This window comes from Bradyrhizobium sp. B117, from assembly GCF_038969555.1.
Lineage (GTDB): Bacteria > Pseudomonadota > Alphaproteobacteria > Rhizobiales > Xanthobacteraceae > Bradyrhizobium.
Genome location: NZ_CP152414.1, coordinates 7,568,961 through 7,590,603, shown reverse-complemented (window position 1 = coordinate 7,590,603; position 21,643 = coordinate 7,568,961). Strand labels below are relative to the sequence as shown.

Here is a 21,643-nt window from a genome sequence, read left to right as displayed (position 1 = left end):
GGTGAGGGTTGGACTCGCGGAGGCTCCCCCTCACCCGGATTGCATCTTCGATGCAATCCAACCTCTCCCCGCAAGCGGGGCGAGGTGAAGAGAGCTCTCACCTGAAAACATGCAGCGCTGCGTATTGCAGCAGCATGATCGCCTTGGCGTCGATGATGCGGCCGTCGGCGATCATCGCCAGCGCCTCGTCGATGTCGAGCTCCAGCACCTCGATGTCTTCGCCCTCGTGCTCGAGGCCGCCGCCGTCGCTGACGCGCATCGAAGGTTCGTATTCGGCGACGAAGAAGTGCAGTTTTTCGGTGACGGCGCCAGGGCTCATGAACGCCTCGAACACCTTGTGCACATGGTGCAGGCGATAGCCGGTCTCTTCCTCCGCCTCGGCGCGGATGCGCTCTTCCGGCGAAGCGTTCTCCAGCACGCCGGCGGCCGCCTCGATCAGGAGATCGTCGTAGCCGCGGATGAACGCCGGCAGGCGGAACTGCCGCACCAGGATCACAGTGCGCTGGCCGAGATTGTAGGGCAGCACGGCGGCGGCGTTGTCGCGCTCATAGGTCTCGCGGTGCTGCGTCTGCCATTCGCCATTGGCGCGGCGGTACTCGAACGTCGTGGTCTTCAGGGGCGTCCAGTTGTCCGAGAGCACGCGGACGTCCTTGATGCGGACGCGGTCGGAAATGGTCATGGCTGGATCTCAATTGCTTTGCGTGGTCGCGCGGCCGTCGAGCCACTTCTGGAACATCACGGAGGTGGACAGCTCGAAGCCGAGCGAGCCATAGAACGCAGTCGCCTGTGCATTCTCGCGCCGGACGAGCAGCTGAAGCTTCGAAATCCCGGCCTGCCGCAGCCAGTTCTCGGCCGCCGCCATGATCGCCCGGCCATAGCCGCGCTTCTGGCAGCCGGGGTCGACGGCGACGTAATAGACCCAGCCGCGATGGCCGTCATGGCCAACCATGACGGTCGCCACGATCGCACCATTATCCCGGCCGATCAGCACGGTGGAATTTCCACGCCGCCGCGCCAGCGCGAGGTCGGCATGCGGATCGTTCCACGGCCGCGTCAGGCCGCAGCGCTGCCACAGCGCCACAACGTTCTCGACATCGGCATCCCCAATCGCATCGATCGCAAGAGCACTCACAGCACCTTCCCCGGATTCATGATGCCGAGCGGGTCGAGCATCGCCTTGATCGACCGCATCAGCTCGATCGCGGTCTTGTCCTTCACCTCAGGCAGCTCGTCGCGCTTGAGCACGCCGATGCCGTGCTCGGCCGAGATCGAGCCGCCCATGCGCAGCACGATCTCGAACACGACCGCATTCATCTCGTGCCAGCGCGCGAGGAAGTCCGCGGTGTCGGCGCCGATCGGCTGGCTGACATTGTAGTGGAGATTACCGTCGCCGAGATGGCCGAACGGCACCGGCCGCGCGCCCGGGATCAGTTTTACGACGGCGGCGTTGGCTTCCTCGATGAATTCAGGAACGGCAGCGACTGGGACCGAGATATCGTGCTTGATCGAGCCGCCCTCCGGCTTCTGCGCCGACGACATTTCCTCGCGCAACTTCCAGAAGGCGTTGCGCTGGGCGAGGCTGGCCGCGATTACGGCATCGTCGACGATTTCCTCTTCCATGGCGCGGCCGAGGATCGTCTCCAGCGGCGTGCGGGCGTCGTCGCTCGGCGAGGACAATTCCATCAGCACATACCACGGATGTTTTTCCGCAAGCGGATCGCGCACGTCGATGCCATGGCACACCGAGAAGTCCACCGCCATCTCCGACAGCAGCTCGAAGCTCGTCAGCGCGTTCGCGGCCTCGCTCTGCGCGATCGTCAGCAGTTTTAGCGCCGCCGCCGGCGACTTCAGCCCGACATAGGCGGTCTCGACCGCCCGTGGCTTCGGAAACAGCTTGAGCGTCGCCGCGGTGATGATGCCGAGCGTGCCTTCCGCGCCGATGAAGAGGTTGTGCAGATTGTAGCCGGTATTGTCCTTCTTCAGCTTGGACAGCACGTTGAGCACCCGCCCGTCGGCGAGCACCACTTCCAGTCCCAGCGCCATCTCGCGCGCCACGCCATAAGCGAGCGCGGCGGTGCCGCCGGCATTGGTCGAGAGATTGCCGCCGATGGTGCAGCTGCCTTCGGCGCCGAGCGACAGCGGAAATAGCCGGTCCACGTCGGACGCTTTCTGCTGCGCGATCTGCAGGACGACGCCGGCCTCGCAGGTCATGGTGTTGGAGGCGGTGTCGACCTCGCGGATCTTGTCGAGCCGGCGCAGCGACACCACGACCTCGCCATTATGCGGCGTCTGTCCGCCGACGAGCCCGGTATTGCCGCCCTGCGGCACCAGCGCGATCCTGTGCGCGGAGGCGAGCTTGCAGATCGCAGAGACTTCCGCGGTCGAGCCCGGACGCAGCACCAGCGGCGTGCGGCCGTGGAACAGGTTGCGCTCCTCGGTGACGTAAGCCTCGATGTCTGCCGCGTCGGTGATGGCGTGCTTGTCGCCGACAATCTTGCGGAATTGGTCGATCAGCTCGGGTGCAAGCGGAGGGGGGGCAGATTGGTTGATGTTCATGTCGTCTTCTTTCATTCCGCGTTCTAGCGCGCAACTGCCGCGCGCCGCAGCCGGTCATTGATCGCTTCGCCCAAGCCTTCCTCGGGGATCGCCATCACCGCGATCGTCTTCGGCGCCTTCGCATCCAGGCTGCGAAGATAACCGAACAGATTGGTGGCGGCTTCATCGAGATCACCGGTGGGCGACAGATTCATGACGGCCGCGGCAGCATCGAGTCCAGGCAGACGCGCAGGCCCGAACGCAAGCAGCGCTTCATCAGGCGCAACGTCCAGCGCGCCGAGCCGCACCTGGGCGCGCGGCGCATAATGCGAGGCCAGCATGCCCGGCGCCAGCGGCTGGCTGTCGTCGCTCTCGGCTGCCGCCGGCGGCCGTGCCAGCGGCATGCCCAGCACCGCCTCGATCCGCTCGCGCGACAGCCCGCCGGGCCGCAGCAGCATCGGCGCGTCGAAGCAGCCGACAATGGTCGATTCGACGCCGACCGCGACCGGCCCGCCGTCGATGATCAGGTCGATGCGCCCGGCAAGGTCGCTCTCGACATGAGCCGCCAATGTCGGCGAGACGTGGCCGGAGATGTTTGCGGACGGCGCCACCACCGCTCCGCCGAAGGCGCGCAGGATCGCCTCGGCCACCGGGTGGGCGGGAATGCGGATCGCGACGGTGTCGAGGCCCGCCGTGGCGAGATCCGCCACCGGGCAACCGTCGGTCTTCGGCACCACCAGCGTCAGCGGCCCCGGCCAGAACGCCTCCGCCAGCTTCAGCGCGCGGCCGTCGAACCCGCCGATCCGGCGCGCGGCGGCGATGTCCGGCACATGTGCGATCAGCGGATTGAAGGCCGGCCGCCCCTTGGCGCTGTAGATATGGGCCACCGCGGTGGCATTGGCGGCGTCCGCGCCGAGGCCGTAGACCGTCTCGGTCGGAAACGCGACCAGCCCGCCGGCCGCAAGTGTCCGGGCGGCGGCTTCCGCGCCGGCCTCGCCGGCCGGCAAAATCAGTGTCTCAAGACCCGTTTTCACAGGGACAAAATTCCTCGGCTCGGCCGCTTGCAGTGCGTCAAACCCGACGCTATAAGCCGCCTTCTTGTCGGAGTGTGGCTCAGCCCGGTAGAGCACTGCGTTCGGGACGCAGGGGTCGCAGGTTCGAATCCTGCCACTCCGACCATTCTTCCAAAAGTTGACGTTTTCCAGAGGCTTGGCGGACCGGCCGCCGACGCCTCAGGATACCTTTCTGCAACGATTTTCGGGGCGGGTCCACGGCCGATTTGGCCGGGCAGGGGCGCCTGAGCGCGCGGCATGGCTTGCAGCGGCGGCCGAGGCCGCGCGAGTTGTGTTTGCGCCTACCGCCGTGCCACCAGCACGCCCACCAGGAACGCCACCATCAGCGACGGCAGCGGCGCCTCGCGCACCATGCCGCGAACGATGTCCGTCCAGTGCTGATCCGGTGCCAGTCGTGGCGACCTGACCTCAGCCATCGGCGTCATGCCCCAGTCGGAGGCGAGCTCGGTGATCTCGCTCGACGCCAAACGCGAGCCGTCGCGGATGCGGAAGATGGCGGCGTCGGTTCGCTCGCGCAGCGCAAGCGCCATCAGCGTCGCGATCGCCGTGCGCAACGTCATCTCGCCAAAGCCTTGCAGCCTCACCGACTCCTCGGGGTCGGATGTCATGCGAAATCCCTCACAGCGCGAAATGGCGCGCGATGGTGAATGCCGCCGTCGCGCACAGGACCAGCGTGGATACCGCGCCGGCCACGCCGCGCGCGAGACCGGCTCGCGTCAGGTGCCTGGTCATGATCTTGCTCCATGCTGTCATGGAAATGGCGGCGGGACGCGTTGGTTCCCTGAGCGGCGAGCGATTCGTCGAGCTGGGTCGGATGGGTAGAGCGAAGCGAAACCCATCACCTTCTTCCCCCCAAAGGGATCGATGGATTTCGCTTCCGCCTTCGCTTTTCAAGCTACGGCGGACAAGTCGCTCTCCCCATCCGACGTACCGGCGGCTCTCTGGCGCCGGCTACTTCCGCAGCAGCTCGCTCAGCGCTGCCGTCGCCTCGGCGCAGCGGATGTCGTCGATCTCGCGCGACAGCCTGAGCGCGCTCGATCTCAGCTCGTCGAGCTTCCAGCTCTCCGGATTCTGGCCTTCGAGCTGGCTGAGGCGCTTGTTGAGATCGTCCAGTCTCGACTGGAGCTGCCCGATGCTGGCAGCCCCGTTCACTTTCCAAACGCGTTGTGCACGCATCGTAATTCCCCTGTCGTCTCACGGCGTTGTGAGAGCGGTTCGTGGCCGGAATGGGAGTTTGTTTTGTCCGGCTTCAGATCGCGGGGAACCGTTGCAGATTGGCAACGAAAGTTCCCATCCAGCCGGTGAGTGGGTGAAACTCGGGGAATGCGCTGGCGCAGATCTCCGGATGTCGCTTCGCTCAGCCTTGCGCCCTCCCGATGCGTATCCGCACTTCAGCGGCCGTCGCCAGCGCATTGTGCGGGGGCGCTGGACGACTTCTGCAGCACGATTGATGCGGCGCGCACGCCTGATGGCGTCTCGCCGAAGCGTCGGCGGAACGAGCGATTGAAATGAGAAAGGTCACCAAAGCCGACTGCAAACGCGATATCAATGATAGCCAAATGCAGATAGTGCGGGTCAGCCAACATCGCGAAGGCACGCTCAAGCCGACACCCTGCAAGGTGCTCGGTGAACGACTTTCCGGTCCCTTCGAGTAATTTTTGCACGTATCGCCGCGACATACCGAGCGTGCCGGCAACATTGTCCAGATCGAAATTGGGATCGCCAAAGCGTTGCGCGACCTCCGCCAGGATCGCCTGAAGCTTGGCCGCTTTCACACCACGCTCGGTAACCATGTCTGCAGCTTCGGCGGTCGACCCGAGCGTCGCGGCCACGAGATCGAGGAGATGTACGCCGACGGTGGACGCCAGTTTTGATGACGGAGGTTCTTTGAAGGATGCGAGCGACCGCAGGTAACGACCGAGCAATCTAAGCGCCGGTCCACGATGCACCGGCCGACCTGAAAGATCTTCCGGCTGCGCAACCAGGGACCTAAGGGCGGGAGCCTGCACGGTCACGAATTTGACGCTGCCGCCACGCGGGCCAAATACTCGCAGTGGCTTTCCCCGGTCAACCAAACAAGCGGAGCCGGCATCATAAACATGTTCCCGGCCAGCATTTGCAAATTGGACGGGTCCAGCCTCGACGATGTTCAGTCCGAATTGGTCGCGGCTATCCTTGAGGTGGTGTTTGTGCCGGATAAACTCCACCGGCGTGGTGACAATACTACAAACGCCAACCGCGCCGAGCGACAAGTAGGTGACGTCAATACGCGGGCGGCCGCCGCTGTGATCTATCACGTCCAAGGCGAGGTTCAGCCGCGCAAACTCCTCACGGAATGCGGAGAACCGAACGTGCTCCGGCAGCATCTCGGTCGACCATCGCAAAAGCGCAGATGAGTTTGACATGCCGGCCTCCTGTTTCGGCGCCCAACCCCGCAAGAACGACTGGACTATATCGGACTGCGCTTCGGTGCGGGTGTGAGGTGGATTACAAGGGAGGACTTCAAGAAAATGACGAGGAATTTCCCGTCAAACTTTCGATGCTGACACGGTTCGCATCGAGGTTGCGATGATGCGCGAAATGCCGTAACGGCACGAAAAGATTTCCGCGTGACGGCTACGAGAAGATTGCGGATCATTCGGTAGATGATCGAGGCCTCACTGCGGCCAATCCTTGCAGAGAGTGATGCCGATCATGATCAGCGAGCCGATTGCGACCGCCACCGGGCAGATAAAGGGCAACTCTTCCAGCACGCTGATAAAGACCGCCCGGAAGCGGAGAGTTCTTTTCATACGCGCGAAGCGCAAGCCTGCCGCACCCATCGGACATCTCCGTTTGGCCCCCAGCAGCAGCGGTCTGATATTCAGCGTGAAATGGGGCCGAGCCATTACCAGTTCGGGTGTTCCCTAAAGCAAGGTGAAGGAACCCTTAGCTCGTAGGGACGCGCATTACCGGCAGAATGATCCGCACCGATTGCCGTGGTGGGAAGCCACGCGGCTTTGATTGGACACCGCGCACACCGGAGTTGTTCATGTGATAAGGCTATTGCTTGGCTAGGAACATCGCCGCATGTGGAACTGGATGATGCTCGGGCTGGAAAGCAACCGTGTGATCGCCCTGCGAATGGCGAAGCTGATGCGCGGCGGCAAAGCCGCTCAACGTGAAGCCCAACTCATGGTGAGTGAGAAATTCTTTGCGGCGGCGAAGGCCGGTAAAAGCCTGATGGCCGGGGCATCCGGAGACAAGATTGTCGCGCAGTATCGAAGGAAGGTTGCGGCCAACGCCAAACGGCTCAGCCGCAAACAAACACACAAGCGAAAATCGCGCTGATCCCTTTGGCGCGCATAGGCGGGATGCGCGGCCACGTTCCAAAGTTCACAAATGCACAATTCATTCTTGGAGCGAGGAACGACCCGACACAGCGACCGTTGGCCGACAGCCTGAAATTGCTTCGGAGCCAGCATGTCGCAGGACAAGAAGTCCAAGAAGCCTACGGAACCAGCAAAATCGCGCGAGGAAGAAGCTCGCGAGGTCGCGCAAGAATATGCCGATCAGCAGCGCGAGTTCATCGACAAATTTCGCAAGCGTCAGGATGGGCACGCCGGGTAAGTTGCTTGGCGGTCGCGCCGCCGGAGAGACAATGAAGCCGGAAGAACACACGAGCGGCCTGTGTCGCCGCCCGTCAACCCCATAGCGGAAAAATATTCCGCTTTACCGAAATTCGGATTTGTCGTATGTGTCGCCCGTCCCGGCTCATCCTTGAGGGGCGATCGTGAGGTCGTCATGTTTCGCGAGCCGGGCTTGCGGTGGACGCGGCAGCGTCGGGCGCGAGAGGTTAGGGCAGGGCGGATTGCTCTCCGTGAGCCCGAAGCCGCGCGTGGACGAGCGGCGCTGTCAGGTTCGTCGTGTCAACATGTCGAGGCAACGTGCACAACGCCGTCGGCCGCTGTGGCGCCAATGAACCGCGCGTACGGCAAAACCGTGTGGTCCTTGCTGCAAGCGATTTTTTCGGCTTGTTGAAATCGACGGAAGCGCTTGAAGATAAAGGCATATTTCTGTTGTTGCCGGGCGGGCGAGAAGTCTGTCCGAACCGGCTGGGCCCTAATAGGCCCTAGTTTTACATGGCGCTCGCGCGGCCGGTCGGGGTGCCCTTGGAGCAAGTAGCTGGCGCTCTACGGCCCTTTGCGGGCTCTCCTATGCGCTGGCGTGGTCCGGTGTCCGGTAGCCCGCGCGCGCCTGGGCTCCTGTACGGCCTTACTGCGGCCTCGCTCATGATGCCTTGCGCCCTCCCGGTGCGTATCCGCACTTCAGCGGCCGTCGCCAGCGCATTGTGCGGGGGCGCTGGATGACTTCTGCCGCACGATTGATGTGGCGCGTACGCCTGACGGCGTCTCGCCGAAGCGTCGGCGGAACGAGCGATTGAAATGAGAAAGGTCACCAAAGCCGACTGCAAACGCGATATCAATGATAGCCAAATGCAGATGGTGCGGGTCAGCCAGCATCGCGAAGGCGCGCTCAAGCCGACACCCTGCAAGGTGCTCGGTGAACGACTTCCCGGTCCCTTCGAGTAATTTTTGCACGTATCGCCGCGACATACCGAGCGTGCCGGCAACATTGTCCAGATCGAAATTGGGATCACCGGAGCGTTGCGCGACCTCCGCCAGGATCGCCTGAAGCTTGGCCGCTTTCACACCACGCTCCGTAACCATGTCTGCAGCTTCGGCGGTCGGCCCGAGCGTCGCGGCCACGAGATCGAGGAGATGAACGCCGACGGTGGACGCCAGTTTTGATGACGGAGGTTCTTTGAAGGATGCGAGCGACCGCACGTAACGACCGAGCAATCTAAGCGCCGGTCCGCGATGCACCGGCCGACCTGAAAGATCTTCCGGCTGCGCAACCAGGGACCTAAGGGCGGGAGCCTGCACGGTCACGAATTTGACGCTGCCGCCACGCGGGCCAAATACTCGCAGTGGCTTTCCCCGGTCAACCAAACAAGCGGAGCCGGCATCATAAACATGTTCCCGGCCAGCATTTGCAAATTGGACGGGTCCAGCCTCGACGATGTTCAGTCCGAATTGGTCGCGGCTATCCTTGAGGTGGTGTTTGTGCCGGATAAACTCCACCGGCGTGGTGACAATACTACAAACGCCAACCGCGCCGAGCGACAAGTAGGTGACGTCAATACGCGGGCGGCCGCCGCTGTGATCTATCACGTCCAAGGCGAGGTTCAGCCGCGCAAACTCCTCACGGAATGCGGAGAACCGAACGTGCTCCGGCAGCATCTCGGTCGACCATCGCAAAAGCGCAGATGAGTTTGACATGCCGGCCTCCTGTTTCGGCGCCCGACCCCGCAAGAACGACTGGACTATATCGGACTGCGCTTCGGTGCGGGTGTGAGGTGGATTACAAGGGAGGACTTCAAGAAAATGACGAGGAATTTCCCGTCAAACTTTCGATGCTGACACGGTTCGCATCGAGGTTGCGATGATGCGCGAAATGCCGTAACGGCACGAAAAGATTTCCGCGTGACGGCTACGAGAAGATTGCGGATCATTCGGTAGATGATCGAGGCCTCACTGCGGCCAATCCTTGCAGAGAGTGATGCCGATCATGATCAGCGAGCCGATTGCGACCGCCACCGGGCAGATAAAGGGCAACTCTTCCAGCACGCTGATAAAGACCGCCCGGAAGCGGAGAGTTCTTTTCATATGCGCGAAGCGCAAGCCTGCCGCACCCATCGGACATCTCCGTTTGGCCCCCAGCAGCAGCGACCTCACTCTTCAGCGCGAAGCGATCTTCGGCTATTGCCCGTTCGGATGTATCCCTAGATCAAGGTGAAGGAACTCTTGTAAGTCGCGCATCCACTTTGTGCTCAAGGCGACGTTGATGCTGACAGTTTGCACGTCGGCCTTACTCGTCCCCTTCCGTCTTAGGCGGCGGGTGGAGTTTGTCGCCGAGAAATGTGCTGGGAATGGGCAACCGGAGTAAGCGCCAGCGACAGGTAGTTCCTAGCTTGAAGCGAGGCAACTCAAAGTGCCGTCAGTGATCGGCCGTGGTTCAAGCGCGGTCCAGTTCTCTGAGGATCAGATCGCGGTGCGTGAGGAATTGCGCTTGAGTGCGGAGGAACGTCTCCAATAGTTCGCGGGCCAGAGTTACGTCATACCCGTGATTTTCAAGGTCTTCGATACGCTGCTCTTGGTCGGACACGTTCTGCTCGCCACGCAACACATAACGCTCGGCTTGTTCTAGATGTTGAAGTTGGCGGGATCGTTCCATCGGCTCCTCGCGAGAGCACAAGCTGTCTCTCAGCCACCGACGCCTACGAGCCGAGCCTTTGTCCGTGATGTACGAAATGATACCCCAGTTCGCGGCTTATTTCCGTCGTGGGGGCACATTTAATCCAGGCGGCGGCGAACGGGCTTTGCGTGAGACGCGCGCTAATTGACACGACTGAGAGCACGCGACCTCGTGCGGCCATTAATTGCCAACACGATGAAAGGATCACCCAACTGAGGCAGCTTACTCTTGCGTCCCGTCCTGCCCTTGCTCCGAAAAGGAGCCGAGGACTTTGAACGACTGCTCCAAGACGATTTGGGACTGTTTAAGGGTAGCACGGGTCTGCTCAAACGCTCGCTGCGCTCGTTCATAGGCCAGCTTCGCCGCTCTGATCTCTTGCCGTGCCACGAAGCGATAATTCGGTTCATTGGGGGAATGGGCTAGTTGGCGATCTTGCATGAAAGTCTCCCTCGCGCTTGCGGGTCCTAATCCGCATGGTTCAGCACCGACAATTACTTAGCAAAATGCAGGTGGCTGCGAAACCTCCGCTGCGTGCAGCGCACAAAGAGAACTTCAGGGCCTTCGCCGAGTGCTCTCAAGGCTGCGAGCTTCTCAAGGGTCTAGCGCATGCCGCTTGCTTCTCTGAGGACAGGCGACGGGGGCCAGTCCGTTCCAAAATCTCTCGATGGTGTCTAAGCCATGCGTGTCTTTGCTCGGCCTGCCAACGGATCTGGTCGGCTTCCTCGACAAGCCTGTTGCTCTCGGCAATCGCGCGAGCCGCGCGTTCGAGGAGGTCATTCTGATCACGGCCGACCATCTTACGACTTCATAATGACCTCAACCGACGCCGACACTGTCATAGCTGACCCGGCCTGGGTTCTCACCTCAACGAACATCTGCCCCATTTCCGCGTGGATCTCGCTTTTGCCGCGGATGGCTTCGGCAAGTGCCCTAAGCGCCGCATCCCGGGCAGTATCAAGATCGGGCAAATCCTCACCAGTGTCGTCGATGGTGAGCCCGGCGTCATCGCGAAAGTCGAAGTAGTATCGAGGCATTTCCTCGAAACCCCGGAACTGATGAAGCGTTCCCCGGCCTCAAACGCCACCGCCCTGTCCATTCCCTCTCTATGGATTGCGCCTCGCAAAAAGCGGCCCCAACTCGGGGGGCTGAGTTGGGGCCGATACTACGCAGGGGCCAAGCCGATGGGAGTCATGCTGGCCCATGGCCCAACGTGCACAGGGCTCGGGCGTTCTAGCGATATGGCAACCGATGTATGGGGTGGCGCGACCGGCTTGCGTCGGGACTTGGAACTGCAATTCCAAGCACGTCGCATCGCTTTGTCCCAAAAGGCGGCCCTAACTCGCTGGCGGGCAAAGTTGGGGCCGCGAAAGCCAAGGGCATGATGCTGGCCGAGCCACCAGCATCAAGCTGCCCAGCTCCCAACATGCATCCGGCTCGGACAGTCTGGCGATATGGCAATCGATGTATCGGGGGCGGTTCGGTGGAGCAAGATGAGGCATGACCGGATCGTAACGGCCGCCATCATTCGCGCGGTGTCCGCTATGGCCAATGACCGACGTATTCGATTACGTGCCGCGCCAATCTCTCGTTTGTTCACAGCCGTATTACTACGGTGTTCCTCGCTGGGAACGGTAGGGCTATCGAAATTCGGCAGTTCGGGCGGAGATTGCGGCGCTGCGCAGGCATGGAGCTTCATGCCCCCCGCACGCCCTCCACGGCACGGTATGCCGGAAGCAACGAAGTCCCGACAGTAGCCTTTCAGCCACCATGCCCGGGCCGACCCGCTTCAATGGTGGTGGTCCGGGCTAAGGACTTCCCGCCATCAATGAAAATAGAAACTGAGGTTGTGGAGTTGCTGCTGCAAACGGCCAACGCTTGGCTGTTTGAGGGTCAGCATTCGGGTCTCAGCGACCGCGAATGGATGGCGCTGCGTTTCCTGGGGCGTGCTAACAGGTTCTCAAGGACACCATCTGCTCTCGCCGGGTTTCTCGATACGAACCGTGGCCGAGCATCGCAAATCGCCGCAGTTCTAGAGAGTAAGGGGTTGGTGACCCGTGAGCCATCCCCGGAAGACAAGCGGTCAATAATTTTGCGCGTTACATCTCAAGGCAAGAAATTGCTTGAGCGCGATCCAGTAAATGTACTCAGAGATCAGATTGCGGCCCTCGCTGTTGACGATCGATCCCGATTGCGTGACACGCTCCGACATGTTCTGTCTCGACATGACGTTGTTCGGGGCCGCCATCACGCCGACATTTGCAGCGCGTGCATATTTTTGTCCGAAAGTGGATCGGCAAGTGATAACCAGTTCAAATGCCGGTTCTTTCGGAAATCCGTTTCCTCAAAAGATATATCATTGCTGTGCAGCCATTTTGAAGGGAAAGCGGCGAGCGCTGTCGTCATCCCAACCTAATAGGCGCCACAGGTCCGCTTGGGTCAAAAGCTGACCATCTCTGATCCTGCACGCGCCGACAGGCCGGATGCTTGCGTTCTTCACCCACTCAAAGGTACCAGGGCGAACGGCTCAGGCTGACCGGCGGGATTTTCCATGCGGATGGTGCTTGAAGAAGAGATCAAGCTTCACAGGCTCGCCGGTATCTCGCCAGAACAATCTTTTGCCCATGCTGCCCGCCACCGCCAGGCGATGGTGGCCCCCGAGCAGAATATGATCATCCGTTGCTATGGCGATGACCTCGCCGGTTTCATCAACGATGACTTTCATGCAGCGCCTCCAATACAGCGCGCGTCCGTCAGCGCAGCGCGATAATACGCAAAAAGTAAACCTTATGTCGGTCTCCGCGTTCCAACCGTGAAGATCACGGCTTGCGTAAGCCACTCCGCGCACCGCATTTCTGTGCGAGTTGGTACAAAACGAAAGCGCGAAATCAAAAACTGCAAATATCCTGACAGAGCGCGGTCGCGCGTACCCCGCGTTTGGGCCCGGCCCCAGGGGACCCGGACGACCGTACGGAGGGCCGCTGGCGGCTGTGGGTGGCTACTGTAACACCCAGCCGTTGTGTGCAATCTTAGGCTGGGCGCAAAGGGGGCGGGCCGGTGACTGTGATCAAGAGCAAGGTGGAGCGGAGCTATTGGAAGAATGTAGCTCTCTCAGCCATTCCTGACCTGCTGATAGCATGGGCTGCGATGCGGCTCATGGACAGTGGCGCAGAGGTATTCTTTGGAACGCTGATTGCGTTGCAAGCCGTGTATCTGGCGCTTTGGATCAAGCGGAGTGCGTGGAGCTGGCTGTTGTTCTGGCTGACCAACCGCGCGTTCATGAGCAGCCACGTCGAGGATGTGCTGGCTCGTGACAATTTCCCAAAGCCGCCTGCCTTCATTTCCGGGCCGGACGACTACTACTCAGAGATTGTTGAGAACAAGAGCGAAGCATGCGAGATGCGCATAAAGGCGGCGCGCGAATTGGGCGCTCTCGCTGGCATCTCGGTCGCGGGCCAGCATCAGCTTGCAATACAAATGCGCATGGCGATCGAGGATGCGCTCCAACGGTACGCCAAGCGGCCTCCAGCGGTCCCAAAGGGCGAGCAGAGAAAGCCAAACGAGGTAACGGTATCCCTGCCGAAAGAGGAGCTAGATACGCTCGCCTGGCTTGCGGACTATGGCTTTCGCCTCCTTACCGCACCGACCGACGCTTATCGCAGAAGCATCGACCAGCTGTCATACCGGCAGGCAGCTGCATACGCTTCGCTGATCGACAAGTTCGAACGCAAGTCAGTTTTCGATCTTCTTTTAGAGGATGGGGATGATAAAGAGCGCCGCTTCACAAGCCAAGAGAACCGGCACCATACGCTGTGGAGCTGCTATCCGAGTGAAAGATGAAAGTGTGCGAACGATCCGCCGTCAACATGGTGGCCGGGCGAGCGATGAGGAGTAGCCTTACTTGACAATTCGCAAAGGTAAAGCAGCGGGCCTCTCACCCTCGGAATTAAGGCGGCAGAGCATAGAGCGCCGTCGAATTCGCCTCTTGTATTCGCTTGGCGACCTTCAACTCGCGTTGAGCGCATGTGAATTCCTCTACGAGTGTGATCCGGAGGAACGATATTCAAGAGCTGATCTGCGGCGTTTCCGCTGTTTCGAAACTACTCTGATCACTGCCTACGCTAGGCCGTTCTCGCAGTCTGACGGTGGCTTTCCGCCTCTGACACTAAAAATGGCAGGCGCGAAGTTAAGCGAGCAAGAGAGGGCATTGCATCAGCGGCTTGTCCGAATGCGCAACAAGATCGTTGCCCATTCGGATCGCGAACTGATGCGCATGACAACCAAGACGATCAAGATACCTCACGACGAAAACGATGAGGATGGAAAGGGGTTCGTGCTGATCCATTCCGTTTTCGATGAGGGCATCACCCTGTTAGGTGATCTGCTGATCGATGCCAACGAGCTTCTTCGAAAGCTCTACTTCGCCATCTATAAGACGCTGTCCGACGAAGCGCAAAAAGAGCCGGGCTCATTCGACATGAGGCTGGATTACATACTTCATCCGAGCACTTAATCGTCGCCCATATGTGCAACCTCTACAGCATCACGACGAACCAAGCCGCGATCATCAACCTGTTTCGCGTAGTCAACCGCTACGTCGGCAACCTCGCACCGATGCCGGGTGTGTTTCCAGACTATCCGGCTCCGGTGATCCGCAACACCGATACCGGGAGCGAGATGCTGCTGATGCGCTGGGGCATGCCGCCGCCACCGCGCACAGGTGGCCCTCCGGTCACCAACATCCGCAACACGTCGTCGCCGCACTGGCGAGGTTGGCTGAAGCCGGAAAACCGCTGCCTGGTCCCGGCCAACAGCTTCGCCGAGTACGCGCCGGAGCCGAACCCTGAGACGAAGAAGAAGGACGTAGTCTGGTTCGCGCTGAACAAGAACCGGCCGCTGTTCGCCTTCGCTGGCATCTGGACGATCTTCAATGGTGATCGCGGCACGAAGTCTAGGCCGGTGCCGGGGGCCGCATCAGGTCTACGGCTTCCTGACGACCAGCCCGAACACAGTAGTCGAGCCTATACATCCGAAGGCGATGCCGTTGATCCTAACTACTGACGAGGAGCGCGATCTCTGGATACGTGCGCCGTGGATGAAGCGAGAGACCTGCAGCGACCCCTGCCGGATAACGAGTTGAGGATCGTCGCTCGCGGTGCTGACAAGGAAGATTGCATGGCAGCAGTCATAGAGCGCAGAGCAGGGAAGTTAGATGCCGGATAGGAAGCGCTTCGGACTTGATGGGCCGTCTGACCTTCTGTTGAAGCTGAATTGGGAAATCATGCAGTTGGGTCAGCCGATGGATCAAGAGGCTATCGCATCTTATCGCGCCTTCAACTGCGCGGTCACTGCTTGGAGCCTCTGCGACTGGACTTGGAACTCCGCATCCAACGGCTTAAGAAAGCGGTTTCGAAAAGAAAGTCCGAAGCCAAGCGCTTCGAATTCTGAGCCCCTAGCCGCGCTCCTCCGAGACCAAAGCCGCGAACTCGCGATTTGCCAGCAACTGGCCAACGGCTCGAAACATTTTGTCCTCCGCGATCACATTGACGAAGAAATCTCGACATACAGATCCGCCGCCGTGCATCTATATGTTTCTAAGGACGGTCAGAGCCATGTGGTGCCCGGTCACGGCGCGTTTGTCCTAGACGGCGATCACCACTACTCCGATATTGGCCTATTCAGTCGGGCTCGTGACTATTGGGTTGAGTTCTTCAAGCGTTATGCCATCGGCTAACGCGATGTCCCTGCACCTGCCCTTATTGGAGGATCATCGATGGCCTTTACACTGCCGGATCTAGAAGCCGAACTCAAAGCTCTGGCACCGGGAGCGGCGTGCTGCATTCACCACGACACTTTTGCCGAACTATTTCCACCCGGCGAACCAGACGACCGTGCTAGAGGCTCGGCTTTAGCCTTCGCGACGGCGAACGGCTGTATAATCGACAATCGTCCGTCTGAGCAGACCTTGTGCTTCGTCAAGCCGAAATAGGGTCACTGCGATTAGAAGGCCGCTAGCCTGACCGATGAGCCTTATCCCCCCATGAACGCAACTCCGACCCGCACATTTAACCCCCTTCCGTTCACCGACCTCGAACCCAAGCGGTTTGAGGATTTGGTGCGGCAGCTTGTCTATGAATTTCGCCCGTGGCGGCGACTTGAGGCGACCGGCCGATCTGGCTCAGATGATGGTTTCGATGCGCGCGGCCTGGAGATTGTCGGAGCGCCGGAGGCGATCGCTGAGACGGAACAGGATGAACCCTACGATGAGACGGCGGCCGATGGCGCACCGGATCAGTTATGGCTGATCCAGTGCAAAAGGGAGCGGACTATCAGCCCGGCCAAGCTCAAAGGCTACCTTGGTCAAATCAACCTCACGTCGGAGGAAACGCTGCACGGGATCATCTTTGCTGCCGCTTGCGATTTCTCCAAAGCTTCCCGCGATGCCTTTTATGCTTGGTGTCGGGATAAAGGTATCACTGAGGCGGTGATCTGGGGCAAAGGCGAATTAGAGGACCAGTTATACCAGCCCAAAAACGACAATCTGCTGTTTGCTTACTTCGGCATTTCCCTGACCATCCGCCGCCGTAGCCAAGCCACGCAGATACGAGCAGAGATTGCCACAAAGCGGAAGCTAAAAAAGACGATCCTCCTAAGCTCCGCCGATGTGCTTGTCCGCGATCCGTCGGCCGATGAATATCCCAGCGTCAAAGAAGGCGAACGGCCAACCAAATGGGGAGTCTATAGACCTGAAGCCCTAAGCCACTACGGCCTCGAAATGGACATCTCTTGGTTTTTTGCATTCCTCGATCCCGATACGGGGGAATGGGATGCTGCCGACGCCGTACCAGCCATGCGCCGCCATCATCATTGGCGCGTTGAGGATGCGCGTTTGGATAAACTGGAGCAAATGGCGCGTGCAGTGTGGGATGAGTTGCCGGAGAGAAACCGAGCGTGGCTCAAAATTTTCGGCGCTATCAGGTTGCGAGACATAGTTGCGATCGACGAGGTTGGCGACGATCTTTTCGAAGGTGTACACGTCTACGCTCCCTTTTCAGCAGCCAACGGACCATTTTATGGTTTCATGCGCCGTCTGGAGATACCCCGACATCTTCACCAATATGGCTCGTTTGACCCTGACACCGCCAAGCGGATTGACCGCTATCCAGCCCGAACAAAGAAGGCCAAGAAGGCTTAGGCGCGCATTGAACCTGTCGCTCGACCGTCGCGGCGGCAAGAGGGCATTGGCGTCGAACGGTCGATACGTCACGAAGCGAGGACCTTCGGTCTCTGTGTCCCTGACAGTCCACTTCACCAGCTCACCTATACTCCCGGCCATCGCGTTGATGCTGGAGCCCCAGTGCCTCATGAGCTGCGAACCGACACGATCTCCCAGAACTCCGAGTGTTCGCTGTTCGAAGACGGAGACGAGGACACGACCAATGCGAGGAGCCATGTCTATCGCATTGTAGCCCTAAAGGCTCGAAAATTGGTACCGGACCCGACTGTTTCCCTCGAGCTTGATCCGGACACCCGTCGCCGAATGGACGAAGAGTACTGGCGGCTTTTAGGGGAAACGGCGGCGCCCGTGGAGCGATGGTGGTCTGCGATCCGCCGTGTTGCAAAGCAACTCGAGCGTCACGACGATTTGGATGAGGTCGAATTAGATCGGCTGATTGATGTTGGCATGCGAGGCTCGTGACGCTCCCCCAGGCGCGTTTTCTTCTTCGCATGATCGACGAAGTCTGCCCCTCATTCAGGTAACGATGCTCGGCCCGTCCGGTCTCGCGCGCGGCAGAACTCAAAATCTGTCACTGCGCCGCCGTCGTCCCTTACCGCGTCCGCGCTTTAGATTGCGCTCGTCGTTGTCGTTGATGGCGGTCTGCCACGCGATGACCTGGTCGCGAAACCAAAATCGCCTGTTGGGGCTGACGTAGACCGAGCGCGGGAATTTGCCGGCGCGCTCGAGTCGGAAAAGCGTGGTGCGTGAGATCGGGACAAGCTCAAGAACCATTTGTTCAGTGAGCATGGGCCGGAGTTCACGACCATCGCTTCGTTTGGAGGTGGTCACCATGCGTCACCTCGATGCTCCTTGAAACAGCTCGCCCACGATAGCGCGATGCAAATTCAAGTCGAGCGCCCCCCGGATCACGAGTTTGGGACTAACCTAAAGAAACCTATTGAAGAAGTGCCTGTGCGGCAGCGGTTTTTTGAATTTATAGAGTTTGAAGCTAACCAAAAGTAAGCTGCCGCTTTTCAGAAAAATTTCTTTTCATGTGCGAAAGTCGAGCGCACACTGTTCGTCGACAAGGCGAGTGAAGGCGCTCGCTATCAACAAGAGGAGGATGTCATGGCGTGTCTATCGCGCGAAGAGAATAGCCGACGCAATCCGGTGCCGCGCGCATCGTGGACCGTCGATGAGTTCTGCTCTTCCGTCGGCATTTCGAGATCCACGTACGAACGGGCAAAGCGTGAGGGGTGGGGGCCGCGCGAGATGGTACTCGGTCGCACGGGCATTCGGATCGCGGATGAAGCCGTGAATGAGTGGATCGCCAAGCGAGAAGAGAAAGCAGCGCTCATCGCTGCGGATCGACGCGAACGTCCAAGTGGGGAAGTCGAAGAGCAGACTGCCGCATAAGAGAACGCCGCCCCGTCTGGGGCGGCGCCATCTTCTCAACCGACCGGAAATTGGCGGCGAAACGGAAACGACCCGCCTTTTACACCCGGTCCGCAAATTGGCCAAGAGGCTAGGAAAGGACCGGACGTGCAACTCCGGCGTCCAGGGATCGGTCATGCTCGCAGCGTGGGGCCGGACCGCAGCAAGACTATTCCGATCAGCCGGCATAGCCGGTTCGTCAGCCGCTTAAACTCGTGGGTGCGCTCAAGCCGGGCTCCTCACGCGTGGCTATCATCGAGCCGGTTTGGCTGTCCGTTGCGGCTGAAGCTCAAGCAATGTTGGCGTCGAGCCAAGGCGTACAAGATGCGCCGACCGCTCATCTTCCCAGAAAAAATGCACAGAAGGTTTTCATATCCCCCATCTGCCGCCGGGCGAGCGGGGGAGGAGTCTGATGACGGAAAGGAGGAATATCATGGATATGCGCGACTACATCGGCCCGTCGTATATCAAGTACCCTGATGTTGTGGACGCGCCGCGCAGGGAAAAGATCACGGCGATTGAAGATGGCAACTTTGACTCCAAGGTCCTTGAGTTCGAGAGCGGGGACCTGTTTTCGCTCAACAAGACCAACGCCCGGACATTAGCTCGGGCCTACGGTTGGGAGTCCGACAATTGGATCGGAAAGATCGTGGAGCTTTATGCCGGCGAGACGACTTTTGAAAAGCAGGCGCAACAGAGCGTGCTCGTGAGGCCGATTTCGCCGCCGGAGATCGACAAGGATCGCGTCCCGTTCTGATGCTTGCCCCCGGTAGTCGAAGCTGCCGGGGGCTTTTTACGGCGCTAGAGATGGCAGAAGCAATCTTATTGCCCTCAGAGGTCCGGAAGAAGCTACGCACTGCTGGCTTCTCGCCGCTGCCGATTGTTGGCAAGCGACCGCCGATGGAAAAATGGGAGACAAAGCATGACGTCAATGTCGACGAGATCATGCTGTGGGATCAAATTTATCCAAGTGCGCGCAGTACTGGCATCTTAACTTCTCTTGCTCCCACCCTCGACATTGACATCCTCAACGAAGAGGCGGCTGAAGCGGTCGAGGACCTAGTGCGCAAACGATATGAGGACAGGGGGCGCGTACTCGTTCGCATAGGACGTGCTCCGAAGCGCGCAATTCCGTTTCGTACAGAGCGGCCGTTCAAAAAGATCGAGGCAAAATTGATCGCCCCGAATGGCGGGACGGCTGAAAAGATCGAACTGTTAGCGGACGGTCAGCAGGTTCTCTGCTTTGGCAGCCATCCTGAAACAAACAGGCCCTACTTATGGTTTGGAGGGCAGCCAGGCGACATCCGACGAGACGAATTGCCATGTCTGGCCGAGGGCGAGGCGCGCCAGCTCGTGAACGACAGCGCAGATCTGTTGGTCCGCGATTTTGGTTACGAGCGGGTGGCACCGCGCCCGAAGCCGAGTGGTGGAGATGTGGATGCTGACGGAGCGTCCGATTGGCAGAGTCTGTTCCGGGACATCCTATCGGGTTGTGGCCTGCACGACGCCTTGCGCAATTTGGCCGCCAAAATGATCCGCGCTGGTGCCACTTCGGGCGCCGTATGCAACCAGTTGCGCGCACTAATGCATGCGTCGTCCGCGCCGCGTGATGAGAGGTGGCGGGCTCGATACGATGAAATCCCCCGCCTTGTTCAGAGTGCGGAGAAGTACCGTGAGCACGCCGATACGGAGACCGGCGAGAAATCGGTTGGGCTAGGCGAATGGAACGCGGGGAAGGATGTCATGCCGCCGCCGCCGCGCGAGTGGCTGCTCGGCAACAGTTTCTGTCGCAAGTACGTAAGCTCGGTGCTTGCCGACGGTGGGACCGGCAAAACGGCATTGCGTGTCGCTCAGGGATTAGCACTCGCTACGGGCCGCCCTTTGACCGGTGAACATGTGTTTCAGCGCTGCCGCGTGCTGATCGTTAGCCTCGAGGACGATCGCGAAGAGCTGCGTCGTCGCGTGCTGGCCGCGCGGTTGCACTACAACATTCAACCGTCAGAAGTCGAAGGTTGGCTATATTTGGCAGCTCCAGGGCGGCAGGCAGGAAAATTGAAGATCATGAACGCTCGCGGCCAAACCGAAGACGGGCAGCTCAAGGCCAACCTTGAAGCGGCGATCAGGACCAACGCGATCGACTGCGTAATTATCGATCCCTTGGTGAAGACGCATGGGGTGGAGAAGAACTCTAATAGCGCCATAGATGATGTGGCTCAGGCCCTAACAGATCTTGCTATTGGCTATAACATCGCCGTTGACGTGCCGCATCATACATCCAAAGGCAGTGACAAACCCGGCGATGCCCACCGAGGTCGGGGTGCGAGTGCCCTAATCGACGCTGCGAGGCTCACCTACACGCTGACGGTGATGGGGGAGTTGGATGCACAGACATTCGGCATCCCTGTAAATGAACGCCGCCGTTACATTCGGCTTGATCGTGCCAAGGTCAATACGGCGCCTACAAGTGGCCCGGCGACATGGTTCAAGCTGGTCGGTGTCAATCTGGCCAATGGAAGCGATCTCTACCCAAACGGGGATGAAGTTCAGACTGTAGAGCTATGGACGCCGCCCGAGACCTGGGCGGGCATGGATAATGCCCTTCTCAATCGCATCCTAACCGAGATCAATGATGGCATGCCGGATAAGACCCTCTACAGCGCGGCGCCCAATGCACGGGCGAGGGCGGCGTGGAAGGTCATTTGTAGGGCTGCTCCCGAGAAAACTGAGGAGCAGGCCCGAGAGATGATCCAGACTTGGCTCAAAACGGGGGTGCTGATCGAGTGCGAGTATTACAATGAGGTGGCCAGAAAGTCCGCGACGGGCCTCTACGTTGACGACGCCAAGCGGCCCGGAACGACCTGCTCATTTGACCAAATCTAATGGCGCAGCAAACGCGCAACCAAGTCTGCGCGTTATTAACCGGTGCCCTAAGGGAAAAGCAAAAGCGCAAAGGGGCGCGCTTTGGCTTTTCCCCACAGGAGCACCAAATGCGCAAATGCGCTGACCAGCAGGTCGGAAGGTCACTGGACGGGCCGGGACTGAAAGCAATGGGCCTACCTCTCTTCATCGGTCCCACAGACGTGACTCT

At 59.9% G+C, this 21,643-nt stretch carries 26 protein-coding genes, 1 tRNA gene and 1 pseudogene; 13 read left to right on the top strand and 15 right to left on the bottom strand.

The window, feature by feature from the left end; genetic code table 11:
- Positions 1-97: 97 nt before the first annotated feature.
- Genes AAFG16_RS36820 through AAFG16_RS36805 form a run of 4 tightly spaced genes read right to left on the bottom strand, consistent with a single transcriptional unit; the run spans position 98 to position 3,569 of the window.
- Positions 98-679, bottom strand: coding sequence for an NUDIX domain-containing protein (locus AAFG16_RS36820; RefSeq protein WP_283081236.1), 582 nt, complete (start codon positions 677-679; stop codon positions 98-100).
- 9 nt (positions 680-688) lie between these two features.
- Positions 689-1,132: a GNAT family acetyltransferase gene (locus AAFG16_RS36815; protein WP_342733228.1), complete on the bottom strand. Its 444-nt coding sequence runs from the start codon at positions 1,130-1,132 to the stop codon at positions 689-691.
- Positions 1,129-2,556 carry an FAD-binding oxidoreductase gene (locus tag AAFG16_RS36810; RefSeq protein ID WP_342741027.1) on the bottom strand — a complete coding sequence of 476 codons (1,428 nt, stop codon included), beginning with the start codon at positions 2,554-2,556 and terminating at the stop codon, positions 1,129-1,131. Before AAFG16_RS36810 ends, AAFG16_RS36815 begins: the two co-directional genes overlap by 4 nt.
- A 23-nt stretch (positions 2,557-2,579) precedes the next feature.
- A complete protein-coding gene (locus tag AAFG16_RS36805) occupies positions 2,580-3,569 on the bottom strand; it encodes an L-threonylcarbamoyladenylate synthase (RefSeq protein ID WP_342733226.1) in 990 nt (329 codons plus the stop codon).
- A gap of 68 nt (positions 3,570-3,637) precedes the next feature.
- Here AAFG16_RS36805 and AAFG16_RS36800 point away from each other — a divergent pair.
- Positions 3,638-3,714, top strand: a tRNA-Pro gene (locus AAFG16_RS36800).
- 175 nt (positions 3,715-3,889) lie between these two features.
- Here the strand turns inward: AAFG16_RS36800 and AAFG16_RS36795 are convergent.
- The 4 genes from AAFG16_RS36795 to AAFG16_RS36780 all read right to left on the bottom strand — a co-directional run bounded on the left by AAFG16_RS36795 (position 3,890) and on the right by AAFG16_RS36780 (position 6,430).
- A complete protein-coding gene (locus AAFG16_RS36795; RefSeq protein ID WP_342733224.1) occupies positions 3,890-4,216 on the bottom strand; it encodes a hypothetical protein in 327 nt (108 codons plus the stop codon).
- Between the two features lie 343 nt (positions 4,217-4,559).
- Positions 4,560-4,784, bottom strand: coding sequence for a hypothetical protein (locus tag AAFG16_RS36790; protein WP_235539831.1), 225 nt, complete (start codon positions 4,782-4,784; stop codon positions 4,560-4,562).
- 215 nt (positions 4,785-4,999) lie between these two features.
- Positions 5,000-6,013 carry an AraC family transcriptional regulator gene (locus AAFG16_RS36785; RefSeq protein ID WP_342733220.1) on the bottom strand — a complete coding sequence of 338 codons (1,014 nt, stop codon included), beginning with the start codon at positions 6,011-6,013 and terminating at the stop codon, positions 5,000-5,002.
- 252 nt (positions 6,014-6,265) lie between these two features.
- Positions 6,266-6,430, bottom strand: coding sequence for a hypothetical protein (locus AAFG16_RS36780; RefSeq protein ID WP_283081232.1), 165 nt, complete (start codon positions 6,428-6,430; stop codon positions 6,266-6,268).
- A gap of 247 nt (positions 6,431-6,677) precedes the next feature.
- Here AAFG16_RS36780 and AAFG16_RS36775 point away from each other — a divergent pair, with 247 nt between their 5' ends.
- Positions 6,678-6,938, top strand: coding sequence for a hypothetical protein (locus AAFG16_RS36775; protein ID WP_283081231.1), 261 nt, complete (start codon positions 6,678-6,680; stop codon positions 6,936-6,938).
- A gap of 132 nt (positions 6,939-7,070) precedes the next feature.
- The gene (locus tag AAFG16_RS36770; RefSeq protein ID WP_342733216.1) at positions 7,071-7,217 is read left to right on the top strand and encodes a hypothetical protein; all 147 of its coding nucleotides are present in this window, start codon (positions 7,071-7,073) and stop codon (positions 7,215-7,217) included.
- A gap of 698 nt (positions 7,218-7,915) precedes the next feature.
- Here the strand turns inward: AAFG16_RS36770 and AAFG16_RS36765 are convergent.
- From AAFG16_RS36765 to AAFG16_RS36745, 5 genes are all read right to left on the bottom strand, one after another.
- Positions 7,916-8,929: an AraC family transcriptional regulator gene (locus tag AAFG16_RS36765; protein ID WP_342733214.1), complete on the bottom strand. Its 1,014-nt coding sequence runs from the start codon at positions 8,927-8,929 to the stop codon at positions 7,916-7,918.
- 252 nt (positions 8,930-9,181) lie between these two features.
- A complete protein-coding gene (locus AAFG16_RS36760) occupies positions 9,182-9,346 on the bottom strand; it encodes a hypothetical protein (RefSeq protein ID WP_342733212.1) in 165 nt (54 codons plus the stop codon).
- A 319-nt stretch (positions 9,347-9,665) separates the two neighbouring features.
- A complete protein-coding gene (locus tag AAFG16_RS36755; RefSeq protein WP_342733210.1) occupies positions 9,666-9,884 on the bottom strand; it encodes a hypothetical protein in 219 nt (72 codons plus the stop codon).
- Positions 9,885-10,127: 243 nt separating this feature from the next.
- On the bottom strand, positions 10,128-10,343 hold the full coding sequence (locus AAFG16_RS36750; RefSeq protein ID WP_342733208.1) for a hypothetical protein: 216 nt from the start codon (positions 10,341-10,343) through the stop codon (positions 10,128-10,130).
- 359 nt (positions 10,344-10,702) lie between these two features.
- Positions 10,703-10,939: a hypothetical protein gene (locus AAFG16_RS36745; RefSeq protein WP_342733206.1), complete on the bottom strand. Its 237-nt coding sequence runs from the start codon at positions 10,937-10,939 to the stop codon at positions 10,703-10,705.
- Between the two features lie 791 nt (positions 10,940-11,730).
- Here AAFG16_RS36745 and AAFG16_RS36740 point away from each other — a divergent pair.
- Entirely contained in the window at positions 11,731-12,318 is a 588-nt protein-coding gene (locus tag AAFG16_RS36740) for a MarR family transcriptional regulator (RefSeq protein ID WP_342733204.1), read from the top strand.
- 111 nt (positions 12,319-12,429) lie between these two features.
- On the opposite strand, the gene AAFG16_RS36735 is transcribed toward AAFG16_RS36740, so the two are convergent.
- Complete coding sequence (locus AAFG16_RS36735; protein WP_084334349.1) at positions 12,430-12,627, bottom strand: hypothetical protein; 198 nt, start codon at positions 12,625-12,627, stop codon at positions 12,430-12,432.
- A 332-nt stretch (positions 12,628-12,959) separates the two neighbouring features.
- Here AAFG16_RS36735 and AAFG16_RS36730 point away from each other — a divergent pair, with 332 nt between their 5' ends.
- The 7 genes and pseudogenes from AAFG16_RS36730 (at position 12,960) to AAFG16_RS36700 (ending at position 17,601) form a co-directional block, all read left to right on the top strand.
- Entirely contained in the window at positions 12,960-13,742 is a 783-nt protein-coding gene (locus AAFG16_RS36730) for a hypothetical protein (RefSeq protein WP_342733200.1), read from the top strand.
- Between the two features lie 61 nt (positions 13,743-13,803).
- Positions 13,804-14,415, top strand: a complete 612-nt coding sequence (locus AAFG16_RS36725) for a hypothetical protein (RefSeq protein ID WP_342733198.1) — start codon at positions 13,804-13,806, stop codon at positions 14,413-14,415.
- An 11-nt stretch (positions 14,416-14,426) separates the two neighbouring features.
- Positions 14,427-15,125: pseudogene (locus AAFG16_RS36720) on the top strand (SOS response-associated peptidase family protein).
- Complete coding sequence (locus AAFG16_RS36715) at positions 15,115-15,636, top strand: hypothetical protein (RefSeq protein WP_342733196.1); 522 nt, start codon at positions 15,115-15,117, stop codon at positions 15,634-15,636. Before AAFG16_RS36720 ends, AAFG16_RS36715 begins: the two are co-directional and overlap by 11 nt.
- A gap of 39 nt (positions 15,637-15,675) precedes the next feature.
- Complete coding sequence (locus tag AAFG16_RS36710) at positions 15,676-15,891, top strand: hypothetical protein (RefSeq protein ID WP_342733194.1); 216 nt, start codon at positions 15,676-15,678, stop codon at positions 15,889-15,891.
- Positions 15,892-15,942: 51 nt separating this feature from the next.
- Positions 15,943-17,097 (top strand): hypothetical protein, encoded by a 1,155-nt coding sequence (locus AAFG16_RS36705; protein ID WP_342733192.1) that lies wholly within the window; start codon positions 15,943-15,945, stop codon positions 17,095-17,097.
- 162 nt (positions 17,098-17,259) lie between these two features.
- Entirely contained in the window at positions 17,260-17,601 is a 342-nt protein-coding gene (locus tag AAFG16_RS36700; protein ID WP_342733190.1) for a hypothetical protein, read from the top strand.
- Between the two features lie 99 nt (positions 17,602-17,700).
- Here the strand turns inward: AAFG16_RS36700 and AAFG16_RS36695 are convergent, their stop codons facing one another.
- Positions 17,701-17,973 (bottom strand): AlpA family phage regulatory protein, encoded by a 273-nt coding sequence (locus tag AAFG16_RS36695; RefSeq protein WP_342733188.1) that lies wholly within the window; start codon positions 17,971-17,973, stop codon positions 17,701-17,703.
- Positions 17,974-18,988: 1,015 nt separating this feature from the next.
- Here AAFG16_RS36695 and AAFG16_RS36690 point away from each other — a divergent pair.
- Both AAFG16_RS36690 and AAFG16_RS36685 read left to right on the top strand, forming a co-directional pair.
- Positions 18,989-19,312, top strand: a complete 324-nt coding sequence (locus tag AAFG16_RS36690) for a hypothetical protein (RefSeq protein WP_342733186.1) — start codon at positions 18,989-18,991, stop codon at positions 19,310-19,312.
- Between the two features lie 50 nt (positions 19,313-19,362).
- Complete coding sequence (locus AAFG16_RS36685) at positions 19,363-21,435, top strand: AAA family ATPase (RefSeq protein WP_342733184.1); 2,073 nt, start codon at positions 19,363-19,365, stop codon at positions 21,433-21,435.
- Positions 21,436-21,643 lie beyond the last annotated feature (208 nt).

Coding starts and splice junctions, on each gene's coding strand:
- AAFG16_RS36820 (WP_283081236.1), bottom strand. CDS start 679: ATGACCATTTCCGACCGCGTCCGCATCAAGGACGTCCGCGTGCTCTCG.
- AAFG16_RS36810 (WP_342741027.1), bottom strand. CDS start 2,556: ATGAACATCAACCAATCTGCCCCCCCTCCGCTTGCACCCGAGCTGATC.
- AAFG16_RS36795 (WP_342733224.1), bottom strand. CDS start 4,216: ATGACATCCGACCCCGAGGAGTCGGTGAGGCTGCAAGGCTTTGGCGAG.
- AAFG16_RS36790 (WP_235539831.1), bottom strand. CDS start 4,784: ATGCGTGCACAACGCGTTTGGAAAGTGAACGGGGCTGCCAGCATCGGG.
- AAFG16_RS36785 (WP_342733220.1), bottom strand. CDS start 6,013: ATGTCAAACTCATCTGCGCTTTTGCGATGGTCGACCGAGATGCTGCCG.
- AAFG16_RS36780 (WP_283081232.1), bottom strand. CDS start 6,430: ATGGGTGCGGCAGGCTTGCGCTTCGCGCGTATGAAAAGAACTCTCCGC.
- AAFG16_RS36775 (WP_283081231.1), top strand. CDS start 6,678: ATGTGGAACTGGATGATGCTCGGGCTGGAAAGCAACCGTGTGATCGCC.
- AAFG16_RS36770 (WP_342733216.1), top strand. CDS start 7,071: ATGTCGCAGGACAAGAAGTCCAAGAAGCCTACGGAACCAGCAAAATCG.
- AAFG16_RS36765 (WP_342733214.1), bottom strand. CDS start 8,929: ATGTCAAACTCATCTGCGCTTTTGCGATGGTCGACCGAGATGCTGCCG.
- AAFG16_RS36760 (WP_342733212.1), bottom strand. CDS start 9,346: ATGGGTGCGGCAGGCTTGCGCTTCGCGCATATGAAAAGAACTCTCCGC.
- AAFG16_RS36755 (WP_342733210.1), bottom strand. CDS start 9,884: ATGGAACGATCCCGCCAACTTCAACATCTAGAACAAGCCGAGCGTTAT.
- AAFG16_RS36750 (WP_342733208.1), bottom strand. CDS start 10,343: ATGCAAGATCGCCAACTAGCCCATTCCCCCAATGAACCGAATTATCGC.
- AAFG16_RS36745 (WP_342733206.1), bottom strand. CDS start 10,939: ATGCCTCGATACTACTTCGACTTTCGCGATGACGCCGGGCTCACCATC.
- AAFG16_RS36740 (WP_342733204.1), top strand. CDS start 11,731: ATGAAAATAGAAACTGAGGTTGTGGAGTTGCTGCTGCAAACGGCCAAC.
- AAFG16_RS36735 (WP_084334349.1), bottom strand. CDS start 12,627: ATGAAAGTCATCGTTGATGAAACCGGCGAGGTCATCGCCATAGCAACG.
- AAFG16_RS36715 (WP_342733196.1), top strand. CDS start 15,115: ATGCCGGATAGGAAGCGCTTCGGACTTGATGGGCCGTCTGACCTTCTG.
- AAFG16_RS36710 (WP_342733194.1), top strand. CDS start 15,676: ATGGCCTTTACACTGCCGGATCTAGAAGCCGAACTCAAAGCTCTGGCA.
- AAFG16_RS36705 (WP_342733192.1), top strand. CDS start 15,943: ATGAACGCAACTCCGACCCGCACATTTAACCCCCTTCCGTTCACCGAC.
- AAFG16_RS36695 (WP_342733188.1), bottom strand. CDS start 17,973: ATGGTGACCACCTCCAAACGAAGCGATGGTCGTGAACTCCGGCCCATG.
- AAFG16_RS36690 (WP_342733186.1), top strand. CDS start 18,989: ATGGATATGCGCGACTACATCGGCCCGTCGTATATCAAGTACCCTGAT.
- AAFG16_RS36685 (WP_342733184.1), top strand. CDS start 19,363: ATGGCAGAAGCAATCTTATTGCCCTCAGAGGTCCGGAAGAAGCTACGC.